Origin of the sequence: Pseudonocardia kunmingensis, from assembly GCF_006716445.1 — a bacterium.
Taxonomy (GTDB): domain Bacteria; phylum Actinomycetota; class Actinomycetes; order Mycobacteriales; family Pseudonocardiaceae; genus Pseudonocardia; species Pseudonocardia kunmingensis.
Window position 1 is genome coordinate 575,263 of sequence record NZ_VFPA01000005.1, and the last position, 18,850, is coordinate 594,112.

17 protein-coding genes are annotated in these 18,850 nt (G+C 75.0%); 9 read left to right on the forward strand and 8 right to left on the reverse strand.

Annotated features, from left to right (window positions below; all coding sequences use genetic code 11):
• Window positions 1–30: 30 nt before the first annotated feature.
• Entirely contained in the window at window positions 31–1,161 is a 1,131-nt protein-coding gene (locus FB558_RS36265) for a DegT/DnrJ/EryC1/StrS family aminotransferase (protein WP_246107009.1), read from the forward strand.
• A gap of 28 nt (window positions 1,162–1,189) precedes the next feature.
• On the opposite strand, the gene FB558_RS36270 is transcribed toward FB558_RS36265, so the two are convergent.
• Together FB558_RS36270 and FB558_RS36275 are read right to left on the reverse strand one after the other, a co-directional pair.
• Window positions 1,190–1,576 carry a MerR family transcriptional regulator gene (locus FB558_RS36270; RefSeq protein ID WP_142062078.1) on the reverse strand — a complete coding sequence of 129 codons (387 nt, stop codon included), beginning with the start codon at window positions 1,574–1,576 and terminating at the stop codon, window positions 1,190–1,192.
• Between the two features lie 68 nt (window positions 1,577–1,644).
• A complete protein-coding gene (locus tag FB558_RS36275; protein WP_142061629.1) occupies window positions 1,645–3,177 on the reverse strand; it encodes an MFS transporter in 1,533 nt (510 codons plus the stop codon).
• Window positions 3,178–3,235: 58 nt separating this feature from the next.
• Here FB558_RS36275 and FB558_RS36280 point away from each other — a divergent pair, with 58 nt between their 5' ends.
• Window positions 3,236–3,859, forward strand: a complete 624-nt coding sequence (locus tag FB558_RS36280) for a TetR/AcrR family transcriptional regulator (RefSeq protein ID WP_142061632.1) — start codon at window positions 3,236–3,238, stop codon at window positions 3,857–3,859.
• Between the two features lie 16 nt (window positions 3,860–3,875).
• On the opposite strand, the gene mftD is transcribed toward FB558_RS36280, so the two are convergent.
• Entirely contained in the window at window positions 3,876–5,051 is a 1,176-nt protein-coding gene (mftD, locus tag FB558_RS36285; protein WP_142061635.1) for a pre-mycofactocin synthase MftD, read from the reverse strand.
• A gap of 183 nt (window positions 5,052–5,234) precedes the next feature.
• Here mftD and FB558_RS36290 point away from each other — a divergent pair, with 183 nt between their 5' ends.
• Genes FB558_RS36290 through FB558_RS36300 form a run of 3 tightly spaced genes read left to right on the forward strand, consistent with a single transcriptional unit; the run spans window position 5,235 to window position 7,431 of the window.
• Entirely contained in the window at window positions 5,235–6,296 is a 1,062-nt protein-coding gene (locus tag FB558_RS36290; protein WP_142061638.1) for an aromatic ring-hydroxylating oxygenase subunit alpha, read from the forward strand.
• The gene (locus FB558_RS36295; RefSeq protein ID WP_142061641.1) at window positions 6,293–6,484 is read left to right on the forward strand and encodes a hypothetical protein; all 192 of its coding nucleotides are present in this window, start codon (window positions 6,293–6,295) and stop codon (window positions 6,482–6,484) included. Before FB558_RS36290 ends, FB558_RS36295 begins: the two co-directional genes overlap by 4 nt.
• Window positions 6,481–7,431 (forward strand): PDR/VanB family oxidoreductase, encoded by a 951-nt coding sequence (locus FB558_RS36300; RefSeq protein WP_142061644.1) that lies wholly within the window; start codon window positions 6,481–6,483, stop codon window positions 7,429–7,431. Before FB558_RS36295 ends, FB558_RS36300 begins: the two co-directional genes overlap by 4 nt.
• Before the next feature lie 259 nt (window positions 7,432–7,690).
• Here the strand turns inward: FB558_RS36300 and FB558_RS36305 are convergent, their stop codons facing one another.
• The gene (locus FB558_RS36305) at window positions 7,691–8,470 is read right to left on the reverse strand and encodes an alpha/beta hydrolase (protein WP_142061647.1); all 780 of its coding nucleotides are present in this window, start codon (window positions 8,468–8,470) and stop codon (window positions 7,691–7,693) included.
• Between the two features lie 170 nt (window positions 8,471–8,640).
• On the opposite strand from FB558_RS36305, the gene FB558_RS36310 reads away from it, so the two are divergent.
• Window positions 8,641–10,086, forward strand: coding sequence for an Nramp family divalent metal transporter (locus FB558_RS36310; protein WP_142061650.1), 1,446 nt, complete (start codon window positions 8,641–8,643; stop codon window positions 10,084–10,086).
• Window positions 10,087–10,259: 173 nt separating this feature from the next.
• Here FB558_RS36310 and FB558_RS36315 read toward each other — a convergent pair whose 3' ends face one another.
• Window positions 10,260–11,426, reverse strand: coding sequence for a class I SAM-dependent methyltransferase (locus FB558_RS36315; RefSeq protein WP_142061653.1), 1,167 nt, complete (start codon window positions 11,424–11,426; stop codon window positions 10,260–10,262).
• A gap of 96 nt (window positions 11,427–11,522) precedes the next feature.
• Between FB558_RS36315 and FB558_RS36320 the strand changes: the two genes are divergently transcribed.
• The gene (locus FB558_RS36320) at window positions 11,523–12,080 is read left to right on the forward strand and encodes a dTDP-4-dehydrorhamnose 3,5-epimerase family protein (RefSeq protein WP_142061656.1); all 558 of its coding nucleotides are present in this window, start codon (window positions 11,523–11,525) and stop codon (window positions 12,078–12,080) included.
• Here FB558_RS36320 and FB558_RS36325 read toward each other — a convergent pair.
• Complete coding sequence (locus FB558_RS36325) at window positions 12,046–13,230, reverse strand: MFS transporter (RefSeq protein WP_246107010.1); 1,185 nt, start codon at window positions 13,228–13,230, stop codon at window positions 12,046–12,048. The two genes, FB558_RS36320 and FB558_RS36325, sit on opposite strands and share 35 nt — an antisense overlap.
• A 73-nt stretch (window positions 13,231–13,303) precedes the next feature.
• Here FB558_RS36325 and FB558_RS36330 point away from each other — a divergent pair, with 73 nt between their 5' ends.
• The gene (locus FB558_RS36330; RefSeq protein WP_142061663.1) at window positions 13,304–13,861 is read left to right on the forward strand and encodes a CGNR zinc finger domain-containing protein; all 558 of its coding nucleotides are present in this window, start codon (window positions 13,304–13,306) and stop codon (window positions 13,859–13,861) included.
• Between the two features lie 29 nt (window positions 13,862–13,890).
• Here the strand turns inward: FB558_RS36330 and FB558_RS36335 are convergent, their stop codons facing one another.
• Both FB558_RS36335 and FB558_RS36340 read right to left on the reverse strand, forming a co-directional pair.
• A complete protein-coding gene (locus FB558_RS36335) occupies window positions 13,891–14,457 on the reverse strand; it encodes a dihydrofolate reductase family protein (RefSeq protein ID WP_142061666.1) in 567 nt (188 codons plus the stop codon).
• A gap of 126 nt (window positions 14,458–14,583) precedes the next feature.
• Window positions 14,584–15,489, reverse strand: a complete 906-nt coding sequence (locus FB558_RS36340) for an alpha/beta fold hydrolase (RefSeq protein WP_142061668.1) — start codon at window positions 15,487–15,489, stop codon at window positions 14,584–14,586.
• 126 nt (window positions 15,490–15,615) lie between these two features.
• Here FB558_RS36340 and FB558_RS36345 point away from each other — a divergent pair, with 126 nt between their 5' ends.
• The gene (locus tag FB558_RS36345; protein ID WP_142061671.1) at window positions 15,616–18,825 is read left to right on the forward strand and encodes an AfsR/SARP family transcriptional regulator; all 3,210 of its coding nucleotides are present in this window, start codon (window positions 15,616–15,618) and stop codon (window positions 18,823–18,825) included.
• The last annotated feature ends 25 nt before the right edge of the window (window positions 18,826–18,850 follow it).

Consider the following 18,850-nt stretch of genomic DNA (forward strand, 5'->3'; position numbering starts at 1 on the left):
GGTCGGCGCCCGTGCTTGCACACTGGGGTGATGCGAGTCCGGGAGATGGCCGCGGCCGTGCGGGTGCTGGCCAAGGGCGACCTGGCGCGCTACGGCGGGTCCGGCAGCTCGGAGACGGCGCGGTTCGAGCGCGACCTGCGCACCACGATCGGGGTGGAGCACGCACTGGCCGTCAACAGCGGCACGAGCGCGCTCATCGGGGCACTCGTCGGCGCCGGGATCGGGCCGGGTGACGAGGTGCTGGTGCCCGCGTTCACCTGGGTGGCCACCGCGGCGGCCCCGCTGGCGGTCGGGGCCGTGCCGGTGCTGGTCGAGATCGACGAGAGCCTGACGATGGACGCCGCCGACCTCGCGCGCAAGATCACGCCGCACACGCGCGCCGTGATCCCGGTGCACATGCTGAACCTCGTCTGCGACATGGACGCGATCATGAAGGTGGCCGCCGACCACGACCTGGTCGTCATCGAGGACGCCTGCCAGGCCATCGGCGTGACCCACCGCGGCCGCCGCGTCGGCTCGATCGGGCACGCCGGCGCGTTCAGCTTCAACCAGCACAAGAACATCACCTCCGGCGAGGGCGGCGCCGTGCTGACGAACGACCGGCGCATCCACGCCCGCGCCGCCATGCACCACGACGTCGGAAGCTACGAGCGGCCGGGCTGGATCGAGACCGAGGCGCTGTTCCCCGGGGTCAACCACCGGATGCCGGAGCTGTCGGCCGCGGTGCTGCGCCCCCAGCTCGCCCGCATCGACGCCCAGCTGGCGCGCCGTCGCGACCGCAGGCGCCGGGTGCTCGACCGGGTCGCGGGGAGCTCGTGGTCCGGCGTCACCGTCGCCCCGCACCACGACCCGGACGCCGCCGTCGGGCTGGCCCTGACCTTCGACGACCCGGCGCAGGCGCGGGCGTTCGGCGCGCTGCGCGGGGCGCGGCGGCTGCTCGACAGCGGCCGGCACGTCTACGCGAACTGGCAGCCGGTGCTCGCCAAGCGCGCCCACCACCCCCGGCTCGACCCGCACGCATGGGCCCACCGCGAGGTCGACTACGGCCCCGACTCCTGCCCGGCGACCCTCGACGTGCTGGCCCGCACCTGCGCCGTCGAGCTCGCGCCGGAGGTGCCGACCCCGGCCTTCCAGGTGCTGACCCGGGCCATGGGCCGCTGAGCGGGGGCCGCGGTCCGCGGCCCCCCGCTCAGCGGTTGCGCGCGTTCGCGAGCCTGCGCAGCTCCCGGGAGAGCATCTCGAGCCCCTGCACCTGGGCGCGCAGTGCCTCGACGCGGCTGTCGGTGGCCGCCCGGTACATCGCGAGGCGCCCGAGCAGCTCGCCCGTGCGCCCGGCGTCGGATCCGGGGTCGGACTCCAGCCCGTCGATCGTGTCCAGCAGGTCGCGCATCTGCTCCAGGCTGAAGTCGAGCGGCTTCAGGGTCTTGACCAGTGCGAGCCGCTCGATGTCGGCCTCGGTGTAGAGCCGGAAACCGCCCGCGGAGCGCTCGGAGGGCACGACGAGGCCCATCTCGTCCCAATGCCGGATGGTCCGCAGCGAGAGCCCCACCCTCGCCGCGACCTCGCCGATCTGCATCACGAACGGAACCCTCCCCCACCGCGACGTCCGCATCCCCCGTTGCGGTCCGGACCGAGCTTAGGCCGCTACCGCGGAGCCCGGCGCAAGAGGACCGGTGCGGCGAGGGCGGCGATCCCGGCGAGGGCCGCCCCGGTCCAGGCGCTGAGCGCCATCCCGCCCACGAACGCCGCGGTCGCCGCGTCGACCAGCTCGGCAGCCGGCCCCGCCGGGAGCCCCGCGGCGGCGTCGTGGGCGCCGGCGAGCGTGTCGGCGGCCGCCGCCGCATCCGCGGGCGCCAGCAGCCCCGCGGCACCGGCCGGGAGCCCGTCGGCCATGGTGCCGCGGTAGACGGCCACCCCGATGCTGCCCAGCAGCGCGATGCCCAGCGCGTTGCCCAGCTCGTTGCCGGTCTCGGAGACGGCCGACGCCGCCCCGGCCCGCTCCGGTGGCGCGGACCCGACGATCAGGTCCACGCTCAGCGTCGACGCCGGCCCGGCCCCGATCCCGAGCAGCACGGTGCCGGTGACCACGACCGCCAGGTCCGCTCCCGTACCGACCTGCGCGAGCACGGCCAGCCCGGCCGCGGCGACGGCGAGCCCGCCACCGACGAGGTGCGCCGCCGGCATCCGGCGCACCAGCACGGTGGCCAGCATCGACGCCGCGATGATCCCGGCGGTGGGCGGGATCAGCCACAGCCCGGCCACCAGCGGGCTCATCCCGATGACCAGCTGCAGGTACTGGGCGACGAACAGGAAGATCCCGGCCATGGTCACGCCGATCAGGATGTTCACCGCCACGGAGGTGGCGAACGGCGCGGAGCGGAACAGCCGCAGGTCGATCAGCGGGTGCGCGATCCGCAGCTGGCGGCGGGCGAACACGGCCCCGACCACCACGCCCGCGAGGACCGCGAGCAGCGCGGTGGCGTCGGCACCGCTCTCGGCCGTCCGCTTCACGCCGTAGATCACGGCGAGCACGGCGACGACCGAGAGGGCCGCGCCGGGGAGGTCGAACCGACCCGGCGCCGGGTCGCGGACCTCGGGCAGCAGCCGCGGGCCGACCAGCAGCAGCAGCGCCATCACCGGCAGGTTGATCAGGAACACCGAGCCCCACCAGAAGTGTTGCAGGAGCACGCCCGCGACGAGCGGACCGACCACGGTGCCGGCCGAGAACGTCGTGACCCACAGCCCGATCGCGACGGTGCGCTGCGCGGGGTCGGCGAACAGGCTGCGCAGCAGCGAGAGCGTGGACGGCATCAGGGTGGCGCCCGCGATCCCGAGCAGCGCCCGGGCGAGGATCAGCAGCTCGGGGGTCGGCGCGAACGCGGCGAACAGGCTCGCCAGCCCGAACGCGGCGGCCCCGGCCAGCAGCAACCGCCGCCTGCCGATCCGGTCGCCGAGGGTGCCCATGGTGACGAGCGACCCGGCGATGAGGAAGCCGTAGACGTCGGTGATCCACAACAGCTGCGTGCCGGTCGGGCGCAGGGCCGCGGTCAGCGCGGGTGTCGCGAGGATGAGGACCACGAGGTCCATCGCGACGATCAGGGTCGGGAGCACCAGCGTGGCGAGAGCGGTCCACTCGCGACGCCCGGCTCGGACGGGTGGCGCGTCGGGTGCGGCCATGGCTTCCTCCTTAGTTACGTTACGGACCGGAACGTAATAGAAGTATAGGCTGGCCGTCATGGCCGGTCGACCCCGGAACCCGCAGATCGACTCCGCCGTCCTGGAGGCGACGCTCGACGTGCTCGACGAGGCCGGGTACGCACGGCTCACGATCGAGGAGGTGGCGCGCCGGGCCGGGGCCACCAAGCCCGCGATCTACCGGCGCTGGCCCACCCGCCAGCACCTCGCCCTCGCCGCACTGGCGTCCCGGCTGGGCGAGTCGGCCGCGCCGGACACCGGCTGCACGCTCTGCGACCTCGACGAGGGGATCGGCGTCTTCGTGGCCGCCTACCGGCGCATCCGGCCCGGCGTGCCGGCCGCGCTGTTCGCCGACTGCGTGGCCGTGCCCGAGCTGCGCGACGCGTTCTTCACCACGCTCTTCGACCCGCCGCGGGCCGCCGTCGCCCGGATGCTCGACACGGCGGTCGCCCGAGGCGACCTGCGCGCGGACGTCGACCGCGACCTGGTGCTGGACATGCTCTCGTCACTCGTGCACCACCGCGCCCTGTTCGGGCACGCCCCCCTGAGCGCGAACGAGGTCACGCGGGCGGTCGAGGCCCTGCTGTCCGGGATCGCCGTCGACTACGAGCGCCTGGTCGCCCACAGCAAGGCCGTGTCGGTCGCGCACCACGACCACGAGTGACGCAGCTCGGGAGGGCTCACCCCAGCGCGCGCGTGAAGCCTTCCGGGACGATCAGGTCCTCCGGCACCAGGTCGTGGATCGAGGCGCGACCCAGGCCCAGCAGGGACTCGTCGATCCCGCTGCGCAGGATCTGCAGCACGTTCGCCACCCCGGCCTCGCCGTTCGCCGCCATGCCCCACAGGTAGGCCCGGCCGATCAGCACGGCCCGCGCGCCCAGCGCGAGCGCCTTCACCACGTCGCTGCCGCGGCGCACGCCGCCGTCGAGCAGGACCTCCACCTGGTCGCCGACGGCCGCGACGACGGCCGGGAGCGCCCGGATCGAGGCCGGCGTGCCGTCGAGGTTGTTGCCGCCGTGGTTGGACACCGAGATCGCGGTGGCCCCGGCGTCGACGGCGCGGCGCGCGTCGTCCGGGTGCATGATCCCCTTCACCGCGAACGGCCCGCCCCACTGCTCGCGCAGCCAGGCGATGTCCTCCCAGGTGGGCAGCGGGGTCTGCATCCACTCGCCGTAGGCGCCGAAGAACGTGGGCGCCCGCTCACCGGCCGTCGCGAGGTTCGGCGTGGTCAGGTCGGGCAGCGCGCCGCTGCGGGCCCAGTCGAGCAGGTAACGCGGGCGCAGCAGGCCCTCGGGCGCGAAGCGCAGCAGCGCCTTGAGGTCGAGCCGCTCCGGGATCGGCGGGCTGCCCCAGTCCCGCCTGGTGGCGAAGGTCCAGTCGAGCGTGACGATCAGCGCCTTCGCCCCCGCCGCCCGGGCACGCTCGGTGCGCGCCAGGATCCGGTCCCGGCTGCCGACCCAGTAGGTCTGGAAGAACGTCGCCGGGTTGGCCGCGACGACCTCCTCCACCGGCTTGCTCGCGAACGAGCTCAACCCCATCGCGGTGCCCGCCGCGGCCGCCGCGCGCGCGACCGCCACCTCCCCCTCCGGGTGCACGGCCTGCACGCCGGTCGGCGAGATGACCACCGGGAAGGAGATGTCCTGGCCGAGCACGGTGGTGGCCTGCGCGCGCTCGCGCGGGAGGTCGGCGACGTGCGGGCGGAACCCGATCTCGTCGAACGCGTCGACGTTGTCGGCGAGGGTGAGCCCGCGCTCCGACCCCGCCACCAGCGCCAGGTACACCGACCTCGGCAGCCGCTTGCGCGCCCGGCGCTGCGCCTCGGCGACCGACTCGAACCACTCCCTCGTGCTGGCCATGGGCGACACACTAACCAGGAGGATGCGCCGGTCACGTCGGTCGCGCCGCGGACCGGCCGATCGGGAAGGGCCCGCTCCCACGCCGGCGCGCAGGTTTCCTTCCACTCCCCGGGAACGCTGTTCGGTGACGGCGACCCCGCGCGAAAGATGCCAGGAAACCTGACGCACGGAAGGAGCCACCTGGTGACCACCATTCCGCGGGACCAGTGGTACGTGGCCGCCTACGGCCGCGAGATCTCCCACGAGCTGTTCTCACGCACGATCTGCGGCGAGTCCGTCCTGTTCTGGCGCACCGCCGCCGGCGCGGTGACGGCGATGTCGGACCGTTGCGTGCACCGCCGGTTCCCCCTCTCCCAGGCCCCCACCCGCCTCGTCGACGACCAGGTGGTCTGCGGCTACCACGGCTTCACCTACGCCGCCGACGGGCGCTGCGTCGCCGTCCCGGGCCAGACGCGCGTGCCGCGCACCGCCCGGCTGCGCTCCTACCCCGTCGTCGAGCAGGACTCCTTCGTCTGGATCTTCATCGGCGACCCGGACCGCGCCGACGCCACGCCCGTCCCGCGGGCGCCGTGGTTGGACTCCCCCGACTACACGACGGTCAGCGGCATGGAGCCGCTGGCCGCGCGCTACGAGCTGCTCGTGGACAACCTGCTCGACCTGTCCCACGAGACCTACCTGCACGGCGGCTACATCGGCACCCCCGAGGTCGCCTCCACCCCGATCCGCACCGAGGTGGACGAGGCGGCCGGGGTCGTCTCGGTCAGCAGGCACATGGACGACGCGGAGTGCCCGCCGTTCTACGCGCGCTCCACCGGCCTCACCGGGCGGATCGCGCGCTGGCAGGACATCGAGTACACGCCCCCGTGCCTCTACACGCTCCACTCCCGGATCGCCCCGGTCGGCAGCGTGCCGAACCCCGACGGCAGCGACCCCGACGCCTTCCACGTCGAGGTCGTCTACGCGATCACCCCGGAGACCGAGAGCTCGACCCACGACTTCTGGGCCGTCGCCCGCGACTTCGCCCGCGACGACCAGGGCGTCTCGGACTTCCTCGCCGAGCAGAACCGCACCGTCGTCCTGCAGGACGTCGAGGCGCTCGACGTCCTGGAGCAGGTGATCGCCACCGAGCCCGCCGGCTACCAGGAGCTGTCGATCAACATCGACACCGGCGGTCTCGCCGCGCGCCGGATGCTCGCGGCGCTCGTCGCGCGCGGGTCGGCGGCGCCGGCCGGGGCGGGAACGTGACCGGCGTGCTGCGGGTGGACTGGGTGCCCGGCAGCGACCGGCTGCGCGGCACCTGCCACTGCGGCGCCACGCTCGTGACCGACGGTCCGACCGAGGTGTGGGAGTGGCTGCTCGCCCACCCGGTCGGCCACGGTGCGCCCGCGCCGGACCCGCGGCCCGAGCCGGCCCTCGTCGGGGTGTCGCGGTGACCGGGGAGCCGCGCGAGCTCGTCGTCGCCGAACGGGCCGACGCCGCGGAGGGCGTGGTCACGCTCGTGCTGCGCGACCCGTCCGGCGCGCCGCTGCCCGCCTGGGAGCCCGGCGCGCACGTCGACCTCGTGCTCACCCCGGACCTGACCCGGCAGTACTCGCTCTGCGGGGACCCCGCCGAGCGCGACCGGTGGCGCATCGCCGTGCTGCGCGAGCCGGACGGGCGCGGCGGCTCGGCGTTCGTGCACGAGAAGCTGCTGCCCGGCGCGACCGTGCCCGTCCGCGGCCCGCGCAACCACTTCGCCCTGGTCCCGGCGCCGCGCTACCTGTTCCTCGCCGGCGGGGTCGGGATCACCCCGATCGCGGCGATGCTCGCCGCCGCCACGGCGGCGGGCGCGGACTGGCGGCTGGTGTACGGCGGGCGCAGCGCCGCGACGATGGCCTTCGCCGCCGAGCTGCGCGCCGCGCACGGCGAGCGCGTCCACCTGCGTCCGCAGGACGAGCACGGCCTGCTCGACCTCGACGCGCTGCTCGGCGCGCCGTCCCCGGACACGCTCGTCTACTGCTGCGGGCCGGCGCCGCTGCTGGACGCCGTCGAGCAGCGCTGCGCCGGGTGGCCGCCGGGCACCCTGCACGTCGAGCGGTTCGCGCCGGCGGAGGTGGGCGCGCCGGTACTGGCCGGGGCGTTCGAGGTCGAGCTGGCGCAGTCGGGCGTCACGGTGACCGTGCCGCCGGACCGCTCGGTCCTCGACGCCCTGGAGGAGGCCGGCACCGCGCCGCTGTCCTCCTGCCGCGAGGGCACCTGCGGCACCTGCGAGACGGCCGTGCTCGCGGGCGCGGTCGACCACCGCGACTCCCTGCTCACCGACGACGAGCGCGCGGCGCACGACACGATGTTCCCCTGCGTGTCCCGCGCCGCCTGCCCGAAGCTGGTGCTCGACCTCTGACGGGAGCCCCGATCTGCCCGGGGGTTCGAAGGCGATCGCTCCGACCAGCGCACCACCGCTGCCCGGACAACCCTGACGCGCTCCTCGGACCGATCATGTCCGGGAGACCGGTCCGAGAAGTGCGTGGCGGTGGTCCGGACCGCTCTGACGCGCGGCTCGGGTCGATCACGTCAGGGAGATCGGTCCGAGCCGCGCCCCACGGTGGTCGCGACAGCCGTGAGGTGCTGCTCAGATCGATCACCTGCAGAACGGCCGGAGGTCAGGAGCGGGCGGCCCGCAGCGGTAGCCAGGCGAGGACGTCCTGGATCCGGGCGTCCCAGTAGCCCCACTCGTGCTCCCCCGGCGAGAACTCGGCGCGCAGCGGCACCCCGGCGGCCCGGCACGCGTCGCGGAACGCCTCGTTCTCGCCGAGCAGCCCGTCCTCGGTGCCGCAGCACAGGTAGAGGGCCGGCAGGGCGTCGACCTCGGAGTGCTCGAGCAGGGCGTGCAGGTCGTGTGGGCTCCCGACGACCTCCTCGTCACCGAACACGCGCTCGAACAGGCGCGGGTCCTCCGGGCGCGGGCGGCGGCGCGCGGCCACGTCGAGCGCCCCGGACAGGCTCGCGGCGGCGGCGAACCGCTCCGGTGCCCGCAACGCCCAGCGCAGCGCGCCGTACCCGCCCATCGACAGGCCCGCGACGAACGTGTCCTCGCGCCGGTCGGACACCCGGAAGAACGTGCCGACGACCTCGGGCAGCTCCTCTGACAGGAACGTCCAGTACCGGCCACCCGCCGCCTGGTCGGCGTAGAAGCTGCGGTGCACCTGCGGCATCACCACGGCGAGCCCGAGCGGTGCGGCGTAGCGCTCGATCGAGGTGCGTCGCAGCCACGTCGTGTCGTCGTCGCTGAGCCCGTGCAGCAGGTAGAGCACGGGCGGCGGGCCGTCCCCGCCGCCGCCCGCCATGCCGATCTGGGTGCTGGTGCGCTGGGGCAGCAGCACGGTCATCGAGGTGCTCAGGCCGAGGACGTCGGAGAAGAAGTCGCATCGCAGGTGTGCCACGCCCGCATCCTGCCCGGCGGGCACAGCTGGGTACCGGAACCGCCTCAGAACTTGACAGCCCGTACCCCTGCTGCTGCGATCTAGCGAACCGCTCACCCACCCGGGTGAGCGCGGGCGGTCTGTACACGGTGGTGCGGACAACGGCCACCCTGACGCGCAAGGAGGCGCCGATGGTCCCCGAGCCCGCGCAGAGCCAGACCACGCTCCCGAGCAAGTACCTGCCACCGGTCGACTTCCGGGACCTCCCCGAACCGTTGCCGCTGCGCAAGATCTCCGGGGCGAGCGTCATCATCCTGGCCACCGCCATCGGGTCCGGGGAGACGATCCTCTGGCCCTACATCACCTCCCAGATCGGCTTCGTGTTCATCTGGGCCGCGATCGTCGGGTTCGGCATCCAGTTCTTCCTCAACATGGAGATCGAGCGCTACACGCTCGCGACCGGGGAGTCGGCGATCACCGGCTTCACCCGGCTGTGGAAGCCGTGGTGGTGGCTGTTCATCATCTTCGCGCTCTGCCAGAACTTCTGGCCCGGCTGGGCGACCGGCGCGGCCACGACCGCGACGTTCGTGCTCGATCTGGGCGAGGACGCACCGGTCGTCCCGATCACGATCGCGGCGCTGATCGCCATCGGCATCACGCTCACCCTCTCGCCGGTCGTCTACCAGGCCGTCGAGAAGATCCAGTTCGTGCTGGTGGCGATCATCATGCTCATCATCATCGTCGCGATCCCCGTGGCCACGACGGGCGAGGCCTGGGGCGCGCTCGTCACGGAGGGCATCGGCCAGGCCACCTTCCCGCTCGGACACCCGGACCTCAGCATCCCGCTGCTCCTCGGCGCGCTCGCCTTCGCCGGCGCGGGTGGCGCGAACAACCTGGTGCAGAGCAACTACATCCGGGACAAGGGCATGGGCATGGGCGCCCACATGCCCAAGATCGTCTCGCCGATCACGGGGCACGAGGAGGCGCGGCCCTCGCTCGGGTACATGTTCCCGATCAACGACGAGAACATGCGGCGCTGGCGCGGCTGGTGGCGCGTGGCGAACTGGGAGCAGTTCATCACGTTCTTCCTCGTCGGGGTCGTCTCGCTGATCATCCTGTCGGTGCTGGCGTACTCGACGCTGCCGGTCGGTCAGGTGGAGCAGCAGGACCTCGAGTTCCTGTTCCTGGAGGGGCAGACCCTCCAGCAGACCGTGGCCCCGTGGTTCGGCACCGCGTTCTGGATCGCCGCCACCGTCGCGCTCTTCTCGACCAACCTCGGGATCCTCGACTACACCAGCCGCCTGATCGCCGACCAGTTCAAGGTCAACGCGCTGAAGGACAGCACGACCTGGACCGAGAGCCGGATCTACGTCGTCTCCGTGTGGCTCATGATCATCGTGGGCTCGGTGATCCTCCTCGCGGGCGTCGACCAGCCGTTCCTGCTCGTGGTGATCGCGTCCTCCATCGCGGGCGTCCAGATGTTCTTCTACTCCGGGCTGCTGGCGTGGCTGAACAGGAAGGCACTGCCGAAGGAGCTGCAGGTCAGCGGGATCCGGCTGGCGGTGCTGGCCCTCTCGTTCGTCTTCTTCGGCTTCCTGTCGGTGATGCTGGTCATCGACAACCTCAGCGGCGGATGATCTGTTGCTCAAGCGGTTGTGGCTGCGGGTGCTCGTCGCGCTGGCGATCTGGATGGTGCTGCTCGCCCTGATGTGGGCGACCGGCATCCTCTCCTGACCGCAGCCGCCTCCGGCGGCCGTGAGTGGATACGCGTGCTCCCGCACCCGTATCCACTCACGGCCGTTCGTCCCTTCTAGCGGCCGGCGCCCGCGTCCACCCAGGTGCCGCCGCGGCGCTCGATCTGCGGCAGCGCGGCCTTGGCCTCGGCGACCAGCTCGGAGACGAACACCAGCACGACGTCCGGTTCGGCGGCCACGAGCTCGTCCGGTGTGATGATCGGGATGTCGGTGCCCGGCATCCGCCGGTCCTGCTTGCCCGGGGAGGCGTCGGCCACGCCGAGCAGCAGCGTGGCGTCCAGGTCCGCCAGGCGCAGCAGCGACACCGCGCGCGACGCCGCCGCGTAGCCGTACACGCGGCGCCCGGCCGCCCGCTGCGCGACGAGCATCTCCCGCAGGGAGCCCGCCGTGCGCTGCACCGAGTGCTGCAGTGCTCCGACGGCGGCGGGCCGCAGGACACCGGCCGTCAGCTCCGGCGCGACCACGGCGTCCAACGCGGCGGTGTCCACGGCGGGGTCCTCGTCGGTCCGGCCCGCCACCAGGGCCACGGTGCCGCCGTAGAGCGGGAACCGGCGGGCCGTCGTGGCGGTGAGCCCGGCCCGGGCGAGCAGACCGACCATCGCGGGCGTGGAGTAGTAGGCGTAGTGCCCCAGCCGCAGCGCGTTCCACTGGGTGCCGGCCACGATGGCGTGCAGCGAGTGGAACTGCACGACCAGCCGCCCGCCGGGGCGCACGGTCGCGGCGCGCTCCTGCAACGCGGCCTGCTGGTCACTCGCGTGCATGACGCCGAAGCAGCCGTCGACGACCAGGTCGGCCCCGGGGTCGGCACTGTGGTCGGCACTGTGGCCGGCACAGGGGGCGGCACCGTCGGCGGGTGCCACCGGTGCGAAGCCGTGCGCGGCGAGCAGCTCGAGCCAGCTGCCGCCGTGCGGGCTCGGGAACTCCACGGCCGTGCCACCGGCCGGCAGCGCGCCCGCGGCCACGAGCTCGCGGACCGCGTCGGCCCGCTGGGCGGTCAGCGCCGCGGGCTCGGCCCCGACGACCTCCTCCGGCACGTCGGCGTCGTCGGCCAGCTGCGCGAGACCGCAGTGGGCGCACAGCCACATCCGCAGGGGGAACAGCGCGTCCGGTCCGGGGTCGTCGACCTTCGGGAACAGCTCCGACGACGGCTGCGCACCGAGGTCGAGGACGATGGCACCCTCGGGACTGCGACAGGCGCGGCAGGTGGGGCTGGCGATCGGCATCTGCTCTCCCGGCTCGTTCCGGCGGTGGTGGCGCGCGGCGGTAGGGTCGCCCGATCCGCCGGGGAAGTCACCCCGGGGCGTCGAACCGGAGGCAGGATGCACGTCCGCGAGACCGCGATCGCCGGCCTCCTGGTGTTCGAGCCGTCGCCGCACCGCGACGAACGCGGGTGGTTCAGCCGCACCTTCGACGCCGACGTGGCGCGCAGGGCGGGCGTCGATCCGCACGCGTTCCTGCAGGACTCCCAGTCGCGAACCGTAGCCGGGGGCCTGCGGGGGCTGCACGGGCGGGTCGGGCACGGCGAGGCGAAGCTGGTGCGCTGCGCGCGCGGCGCGATCGTCGACGTCGTCGTGGACGCCCGGCCCGGCTCGCCGACGCGGGGACGCGTGGAGTCGTTCCGGCTCGACGACGAGAACATGGCGAGCCTGTACATCCCGCGCGGGTGCCTGCACGGGTTCCAGGCGCTCGTCGAGTCCGACACCTGCTACCGCATCGACGCCGAGCACGACCCGAGCGAGGACGTGACCGTCCGGTACGACGATCCCGACCTCGCGATCGACTGGCCGTTGCCGGTGTCGGTGATGAGCGCCAAGGACCGTGCCGGGCGACGGTGGAGCGACCTCACGGAGATGCTGGACGCCGCGGCACCGCGGTAGCGCGCGGTGCCGGTCGGCGCGCGGTGTCGCCGATCGCCACGATCGCGTACCCCTGCAGCACCACGGCCGCGACCAGCACGCCGATCGCGGCCGGGTAGCCGCCGGTCAGGTCGATCAGCAGGCCCATCAGGAACGGTCCGATCCCGGCGACCGTGTACCCGACGCCGAGCGCCATGCCGCTCGCGGCGGCGCTCGCGGCACCGTCCGGCGTGCGCCAGGCGATCATCGCGATGCCCAGCGGGAAGCCGGCGCCCAGCCCGACACCGAGCAGCAGCACCCATGGCCACGGTCCCACCACCGGTGGCAACGGGGCGAGCAGCAGCCCGAGCGTGCCGACCGCGGTGGCGGCCAGCCCCACCAGCGACCAGAGCCGCCACCGCCCCGACCGCTCCGCGAGCGCGGGCAGCACGAGCGCGCCGGGCACCTGGGCCACCGACCACACGGCGAGCAGCAGGCCGGCGTCGCGCGCGCTCCACCCCTCGCTCGTGACGTAGGGCGGCAGCCAGGTCATCCACCCGTACACCAGCAGCGACACCGCGGACTGGTGGGCCGCGGCCAGCCGGGCGAACCCGTTGCGCCACGGCAGGCGCGGCCGGGGTGCCGCCGCGGCCGGTCGGGCGATGCGCCCGGCGACCGGCGCCCAGGCCGCCACCGCGAGCACCGCGGGCACGGCCCAGACGGCGAGCGCGAGCGACCAGCCGCCCACCCCGACGGCGAGGGGCACGGCCACCGCGCTCGCGGCCGTGGCGCCGACCATCATCGCGACGACGTAGCCCCCGGTGACCGCACCGGCCCGGGACGCGAGGTGCTCCTTCACCACGCCGGTGAGCAGGACCCCCGCGACGCCGATGCCGAGCCCGACGACCAGGCTGCCCGCGACCAGCGGCACCGCCGCGGGGATCCCGCGGACGAGGCTGCCGAGCGCGACCAGCCCCACGGCGCCGACCAGCGCCCGTTCCGGGCCCGCCCGCCGGGCGGTGGAGGGCCCGACGAGCGATCCGACGGCCATCATCAGCACCGCGCCGGTCTGCACGAGCCCCGCCGCGCCCGCGGTGAGCCCGAGCTCGGCGCGGACGGTCTCGATCAGCGGCGGATAGCCGGCCAGGGCGCTGCGCAGGTTCAGCGCCAGCGCCAGTAGGCCGAGCAGCACGACCCCCGGCCGAACCGGTACAGAGGTGTACGATCGGTTCATCCATTACACGGTACGGGTGGAGGCGTAAGGGGTGCAAGTCCAGCTCGACGATTACCGGCTCGGTGCCGCCGTGGCGACCGACCTCGTCAACACCGCCGCGGAGGTCATGGTCAGCACCGGCGAGCAGCTCCCCGACGCCGCAGCCCTCGCCCGCTTCCTGGCCGCCCACCAGGTCGTCGCCGCGGCCGGCGACCCCACCCCGGCCGACGTCCGGGCCGTGCACCGGCTGCGCAGGACGCTGCGCGGGCTGCTCGCGTCCCCCGACGCGGCGGCCGCGGCCGCGCTCACCGTCGCGGCGGGCACCGGTCCGGCCCTGCACCGCGACGGCGACGGGCGCTGGCAGTGGCGCGTCGCGTCCCGGCCGGGCGCCCCGCTCGTCGACGAGCTCGCCCTCCTCACCGGCACCGCGCTGCTGTCCGTGCTCCGCACGCTGGGCCCCGACCGCTTCCGCGCCTGCGCGGCGCCGGACTGCGCGGGGCTCTTCGTCGACACCAGCCGCGCGGGCCGGCGCCGCTACTGCGTGCCGGAGGTGTGCGGCAACCGCGTGAACGTGGCCGCCCACAGGGCCCGCCACCGCACGCCCCGCTGAGACCTCTCCGACCGGTCCGGGTCCGCCGCCTACTTCCCGATCCCGTAGCGCAGGAGTGCCACGCCGTTGTCGAACGCGGTGGCGTCGACCAGCTCCAGGTCGTGCCGATCCTCGAAGACGCGCCTCCCCTTGCCCCGTGACACCGGGCAGACCAGCATCCGGACCTCGTCGACGACGCCGGCGCCCAGCAGGGAGTGCATGAGCGTCAGGCTCCCCCACCGCCAGATGTCCTTGCCGCGCTGCGCCTTGAGGTCCCCGATGGTGGCGGCCGGGTCGCGTGTCACGGTCGCGGCGGGGAAGTCGCCCCATGGGGCCTCGTCCAGCCGCGACGAGGCGACGAACTTCGTCAGGTTGTTGAGCTTCTCGCCGTACTCGCCCTGGTCGTCCGCGTAGGGCCAGTAGCCCTTGGACATCGCGTAGGTGTTCGCGCCGAGGACCATCGTGTCGACCGAGTCGATGAAACCCATCAGCTCCGCCTTGAACGCGGGGTTGCTGGTCTCGGAGAAGGGCTCCCCCGACACGAAGCCGAGCCCGCCGTCCTCCTCCGCGGCGATGTTGTCGACGGTGACCCACTGCTGGACCACGAGCTTCCGCATGGCTGCCCTCCCGGTGCGTGCGATCGCGGCCCCGCCGGCCGCATCTGCCCCTGGGACGGAGCCGCCACGCCGGTCTCGACACCCCGGCCACGACTCGTGCGCGGGAGCCGCCGGCCCCGAGCGGTGTCAGCTCCCCGCGGGGGCGTCCAGGAACGCCGTCACCGCCGGGGCCAGCTCGGGGCGGTGGGTCACCCCTGTGTGGGTCGTCCCGGGCAGGACGGCCAGCTGGGACTGCGGGAGGCCTGCGATGTCGCCGTTCACGCCGCCACCGAGCAGCCGGAAGAACTCGGTGGCGTGGTCGAGCTGCACCACGTCCGAGTCGCCGAGCACCAGCAGGACGGGCGCCGCGAGCGACTCGATCGCGCTCGCCGGGTGGTTCGGGTAGTTCGCCTGCAGGTCCTTGTTCTTCTCCACCAGCTGCCCGAAGTCGTCGGGCCGGGGCGCGCTCGCCAGGTAGTACTCGTGGAACGAGGTGCCGTGCAGCATCTCCGGCTGCAGGCCCGCCAGGCCCTCCACCAGGCCGGGGTGCATGCCCGACACGTCGTACATCGGCGAGGCGAGCACGAGCTTGTGCACGAGGTCGGGCTGCGTCAGCCCCATCTGCAGCGCGACGGCCGCCCCCGTGCTGTAGCCGAGGACGTCGGCCTGCGCGACGCCGAGCTGCTGCAGCAGCGCCGTGGTGTCGGCGGCCATCTGCTCCACGCGCAACGGCCGGTCGGCGTCGGCGGTGTGCCCGTGCGCCTGCTGCTCGACCGCGATCACCCGCCGGTTCCCGGCCAGCGCCGGGAGCAGGTCGCCGAAGTCGGGCCCGATCCCCGACAGCGAGCCGTGCAGCAGCACCAGTGGGCGCCCGGCCTCCGGCCCGTGCACCTCGTAGTACATCTCCAGCCCGCCCACCGAGGCGTACCGACCGGGGTCGGCGGCGGGGGCGGGCTCCACGGGGGCCCCGGGGCCGTCCGCGCCCGCGGCGCAGCCCGCGACGGTGGCGAGCGCGAGGACGGCGGCGAGCGTCACGCGCGTACCGGTGATCATCAAGTGCTCCTTGCGGGGTCGGCCGGCGGGCGGGACGGCCCGGGCACCGCCCCATCCTGGCGGCCGCGTTTTCGGTTTCCTTGCGGTCGGACGTCCCGCGCGCGGGCACCGCATAGGCTGCGCGACGTGCGTTTCGGGGTGCTCGGCCCGCTGGCCGTGTGGACGGACGGTGGGACACCCGTCGCCGTCCCCGGTCGGAAGGTGCGCGCCCTGCTCGCCGACCTGCTCGTGCACGAGGGCCGGGCGGTGCCCGCCGACCGGCTGCTGCACGACATCTGGGGCGACGAGGCCCCACCGAGCGGGCACGCCACCCTCGCGGCGAAGGTCTCGCAGCTGCGCCGGGTGCTCGAGGACGCCGAGCCGGGCGGGCGCGCGCTGGTGGTGTCCGGTCCCGCGGGGTACGCGTTGCGGACCGAGCCGGACGCGGTGGACGCGCGCCGGTTCGCCGCCCTCGCGGCACGGGCGCGGACCGCCGAGCCGCCCGCGGCCGCGACGCTGCTCGCCGAGGCGCTGGAGCTGTGGCGCGGGCCCGCCCTCGCCGACTTCGCCGACGCCCCGTTCGCCGCCGGCACCGTCGCCCACCTCGCCGAGCAGCGGTTGGTGGCGCAGGAGGACGCGGCCGAGGCCCGGCTCGCGCTCGGCGAGCACGCGCCGCTGGCCGGCGAGCTCGCCGTGCTGGTGGCCGAGCACCCCCTGCGGGAACGGCTGCGCGGCCTCGCGCTGCGCGCCCTGTACGGCGCGGGCCGCCAGTCCGAGGCCCTCGCGAGCTACCAGGACCTGCGCGCCCGGCTGGCCGACGAGCTGGGCCTGGACCCGAGCCCGGCCCTGGTCGCCCTGCACCGGGCGATCCTCGCGCGCGACCCGGCGCTCGACCCGCCGACGCGCGCCGCCGCCCGGCGCCCGGGCAACCTCCCCGCCGCGCGCACCGAGCTCGTCGGCCGCGACAGCGCGGTCGCCGACGTCGCCAAGCTGCTGTCCGCCGACCGGCTGGTCACCCTGACCGGGCCCGGCGGCGTGGGCAAGACGCGGCTCGCGCTCGCCACGGCCGCGGCGAGCGGCGCCCCCGACGGCGCGTGGCTCGTCGAGCTGGCGCCGACCGGCCGCCCCGGCGACCCGGACGTGCTCGACTCGCTCGCCGACGCCGTCCTCGCCGCGCTCGACGTCCGGGTCACCGGCGTCCAGGGGCAGGCGGGCCCGCTCGTCCGGCTGACCGACGCGCTGCGGGAGCGCGAGCTCCTGCTGGTGCTGGACAACTGCGAGCACGTCGTCGCCCACGCCGCCGACCTCGTCGACCGCGTGCTGCGGGCCGCCCCCGGCCTGCGGGTGCTCGCCACCAGCCGGGAACCGCTCGCGCTCGCGGGCGAGGTCGTCTGGAACGTGCCGCCGCTGGACGTGCCCGAGCCCGGGACGACCGACCCGGAGCTCGTGGCCACCAGCAGCGCGGTGCGGCTGTTCGTCGCGCGGGCCGCGGCCGCGGCCACGGGGTTCCGGCTCGACGCGGAGACCGCGGCGCCGGTCGCCGTGCTCTGCCGGCGCCTCGACGGGATCCCGCTCGCCCTGGAGCTGGCCGCCACCCGCGTGCGCGCACTCGGCGTCGACGGCGTGGTCGCCCGGCTCGACGACCGCTTCCGGTTGCTCGCCGCGGGCCACCGCGGCGCCCCGCCCCGCCAGCAGACGCTCCAGGCGATGATCGACTGGAGCTGGGACCTCCTCACCCCGCCCGAGCAGATGCTGCTGCGGCGCCTCGCCGTGCACGCCGACGGGGCCACCGCGGACGCCGCGGCCGCGGTGAGCGCGGACGACGACCTGCCCGCGGGTGACGTCGCGGACCTGCTGGCGCGGCTGGTGGACCGCTCCCTCGTCGAGGTGGTCCCCGGCCCGCCACGGCGCTTCCGGCTGCTCGAGTCGGTGGCCGAGTACAGCCTGGGCAGGCTGCGCGCGGCGGGCGAGGCCGATGCGCTGCGCCGCCGCCACGCCGACCACTACACCGGCCTCGCCGAACGGCTCGCCGCCGGGCTGCACGGCCCGCAGCACCCGCACCGGCTGCGCCTGCTCGACGCCGAGGTGGCGAACCTGCGGGCCGCGCTCGCGGCCTGCGCGGACGCCCCGGAGCGCGCGCTGCGCCTCGTCGCGGCGCTGGCGTGGTACTGGGTGCTGCGCGGGCGCCTGGACGAGGCGCACCGGGCCCTCGGCGCGGCGCTCGCGCTCGACGGCCCGGCGCCGGCCGGGCTGCGTGCCACGGTCGTCGCCTGGCGGGCGGGGACCGCCCTCCTGCTGGGCGACCCGGACGGCCCCGCCGCGCACGCCGCGGCGGTGCGGACGCTCGACACCGTCACCGACCCCGTGGCACGGGCGCGGGCCCAGTGGTTCCTCGCCGACACCGGCGCCACCGGCGACCTCCCCGGCGCCGCCGGACTCTTCGACCGGGCGCTGGACACGAGCCGCGCCTGCGGGGACGCGTGGACGGAGGGCGCCGCGCACCTGGGACGCGCCCGGCTCGCCCACGTGCGCGGCGACCATGCCGGCCTGGAACGCGAGGCCGGGCGGGCGGCGGAGATCTTCCAGGGCCTGGGCGACCGCTGGGGGCAGCTGCAGGCCACGTGCTGGCTCGGCGCGCTCGCCGAGCTCGCCGCCGACCACGAGCGCGCCGCCGCGCTGCACCGCGAGGGCCTGCGTTGGTGCGAGGAGCTGGGCCTGTTGCCCGAGGTCGCCTCCCGGCTGGCGTGGCTGGGCTGGATCGCGATGCAGGCGGGCGACCAGGTACAGGCCGTCGCGCACGCCGAGCGGGCGCTCACGCTCGCCGGCGAGCAGGGCTTCCGGGACGGTCAGCTGTTCGCCCGCATCGTGCTCGGTTACGCCGCGCGCAAGGACGGCAGGCTGCACGAGGCGGCGCTCCACCTCGACGAGGCGCTGGACAACACGCCCCGCTGCGAGGACGTGGCCGTGCACCTCCCGATGGTCCTGAGCGAGCTCGCGTACGTCACCGAGCTGCGCGGCGACCCGGCCCGCGCCGCGCGCCTGCACGGCGACGCCTACGACCTCGCGCAGAAGATCGCCGCACCCCGGGACTCCGTGCAGGCGCTCGAGGGGATGGCCTGCGCCCTCGCCGCCGCCGGCGCCGCCGAGGGGGCAGCCACGCTGCTGGGCGCCGCCGCCGCGGCCCGCGACACGGCACAGCTGCCGCTCTCCCCGGCCGAGCACACCGACGTCGGCCGCGCCACCGCCGCCGTCCACGCCACCCTCGACGACGCCACCCTCGCCGCGGCGCTCACGCGCGGGCGCCGCCTCACCCCCGACGAGGCGCGCGCCGAGGCGGCACGCGCACTCCCGGCCTGACCCGCTCGGCGCGCATTCCCGCCGC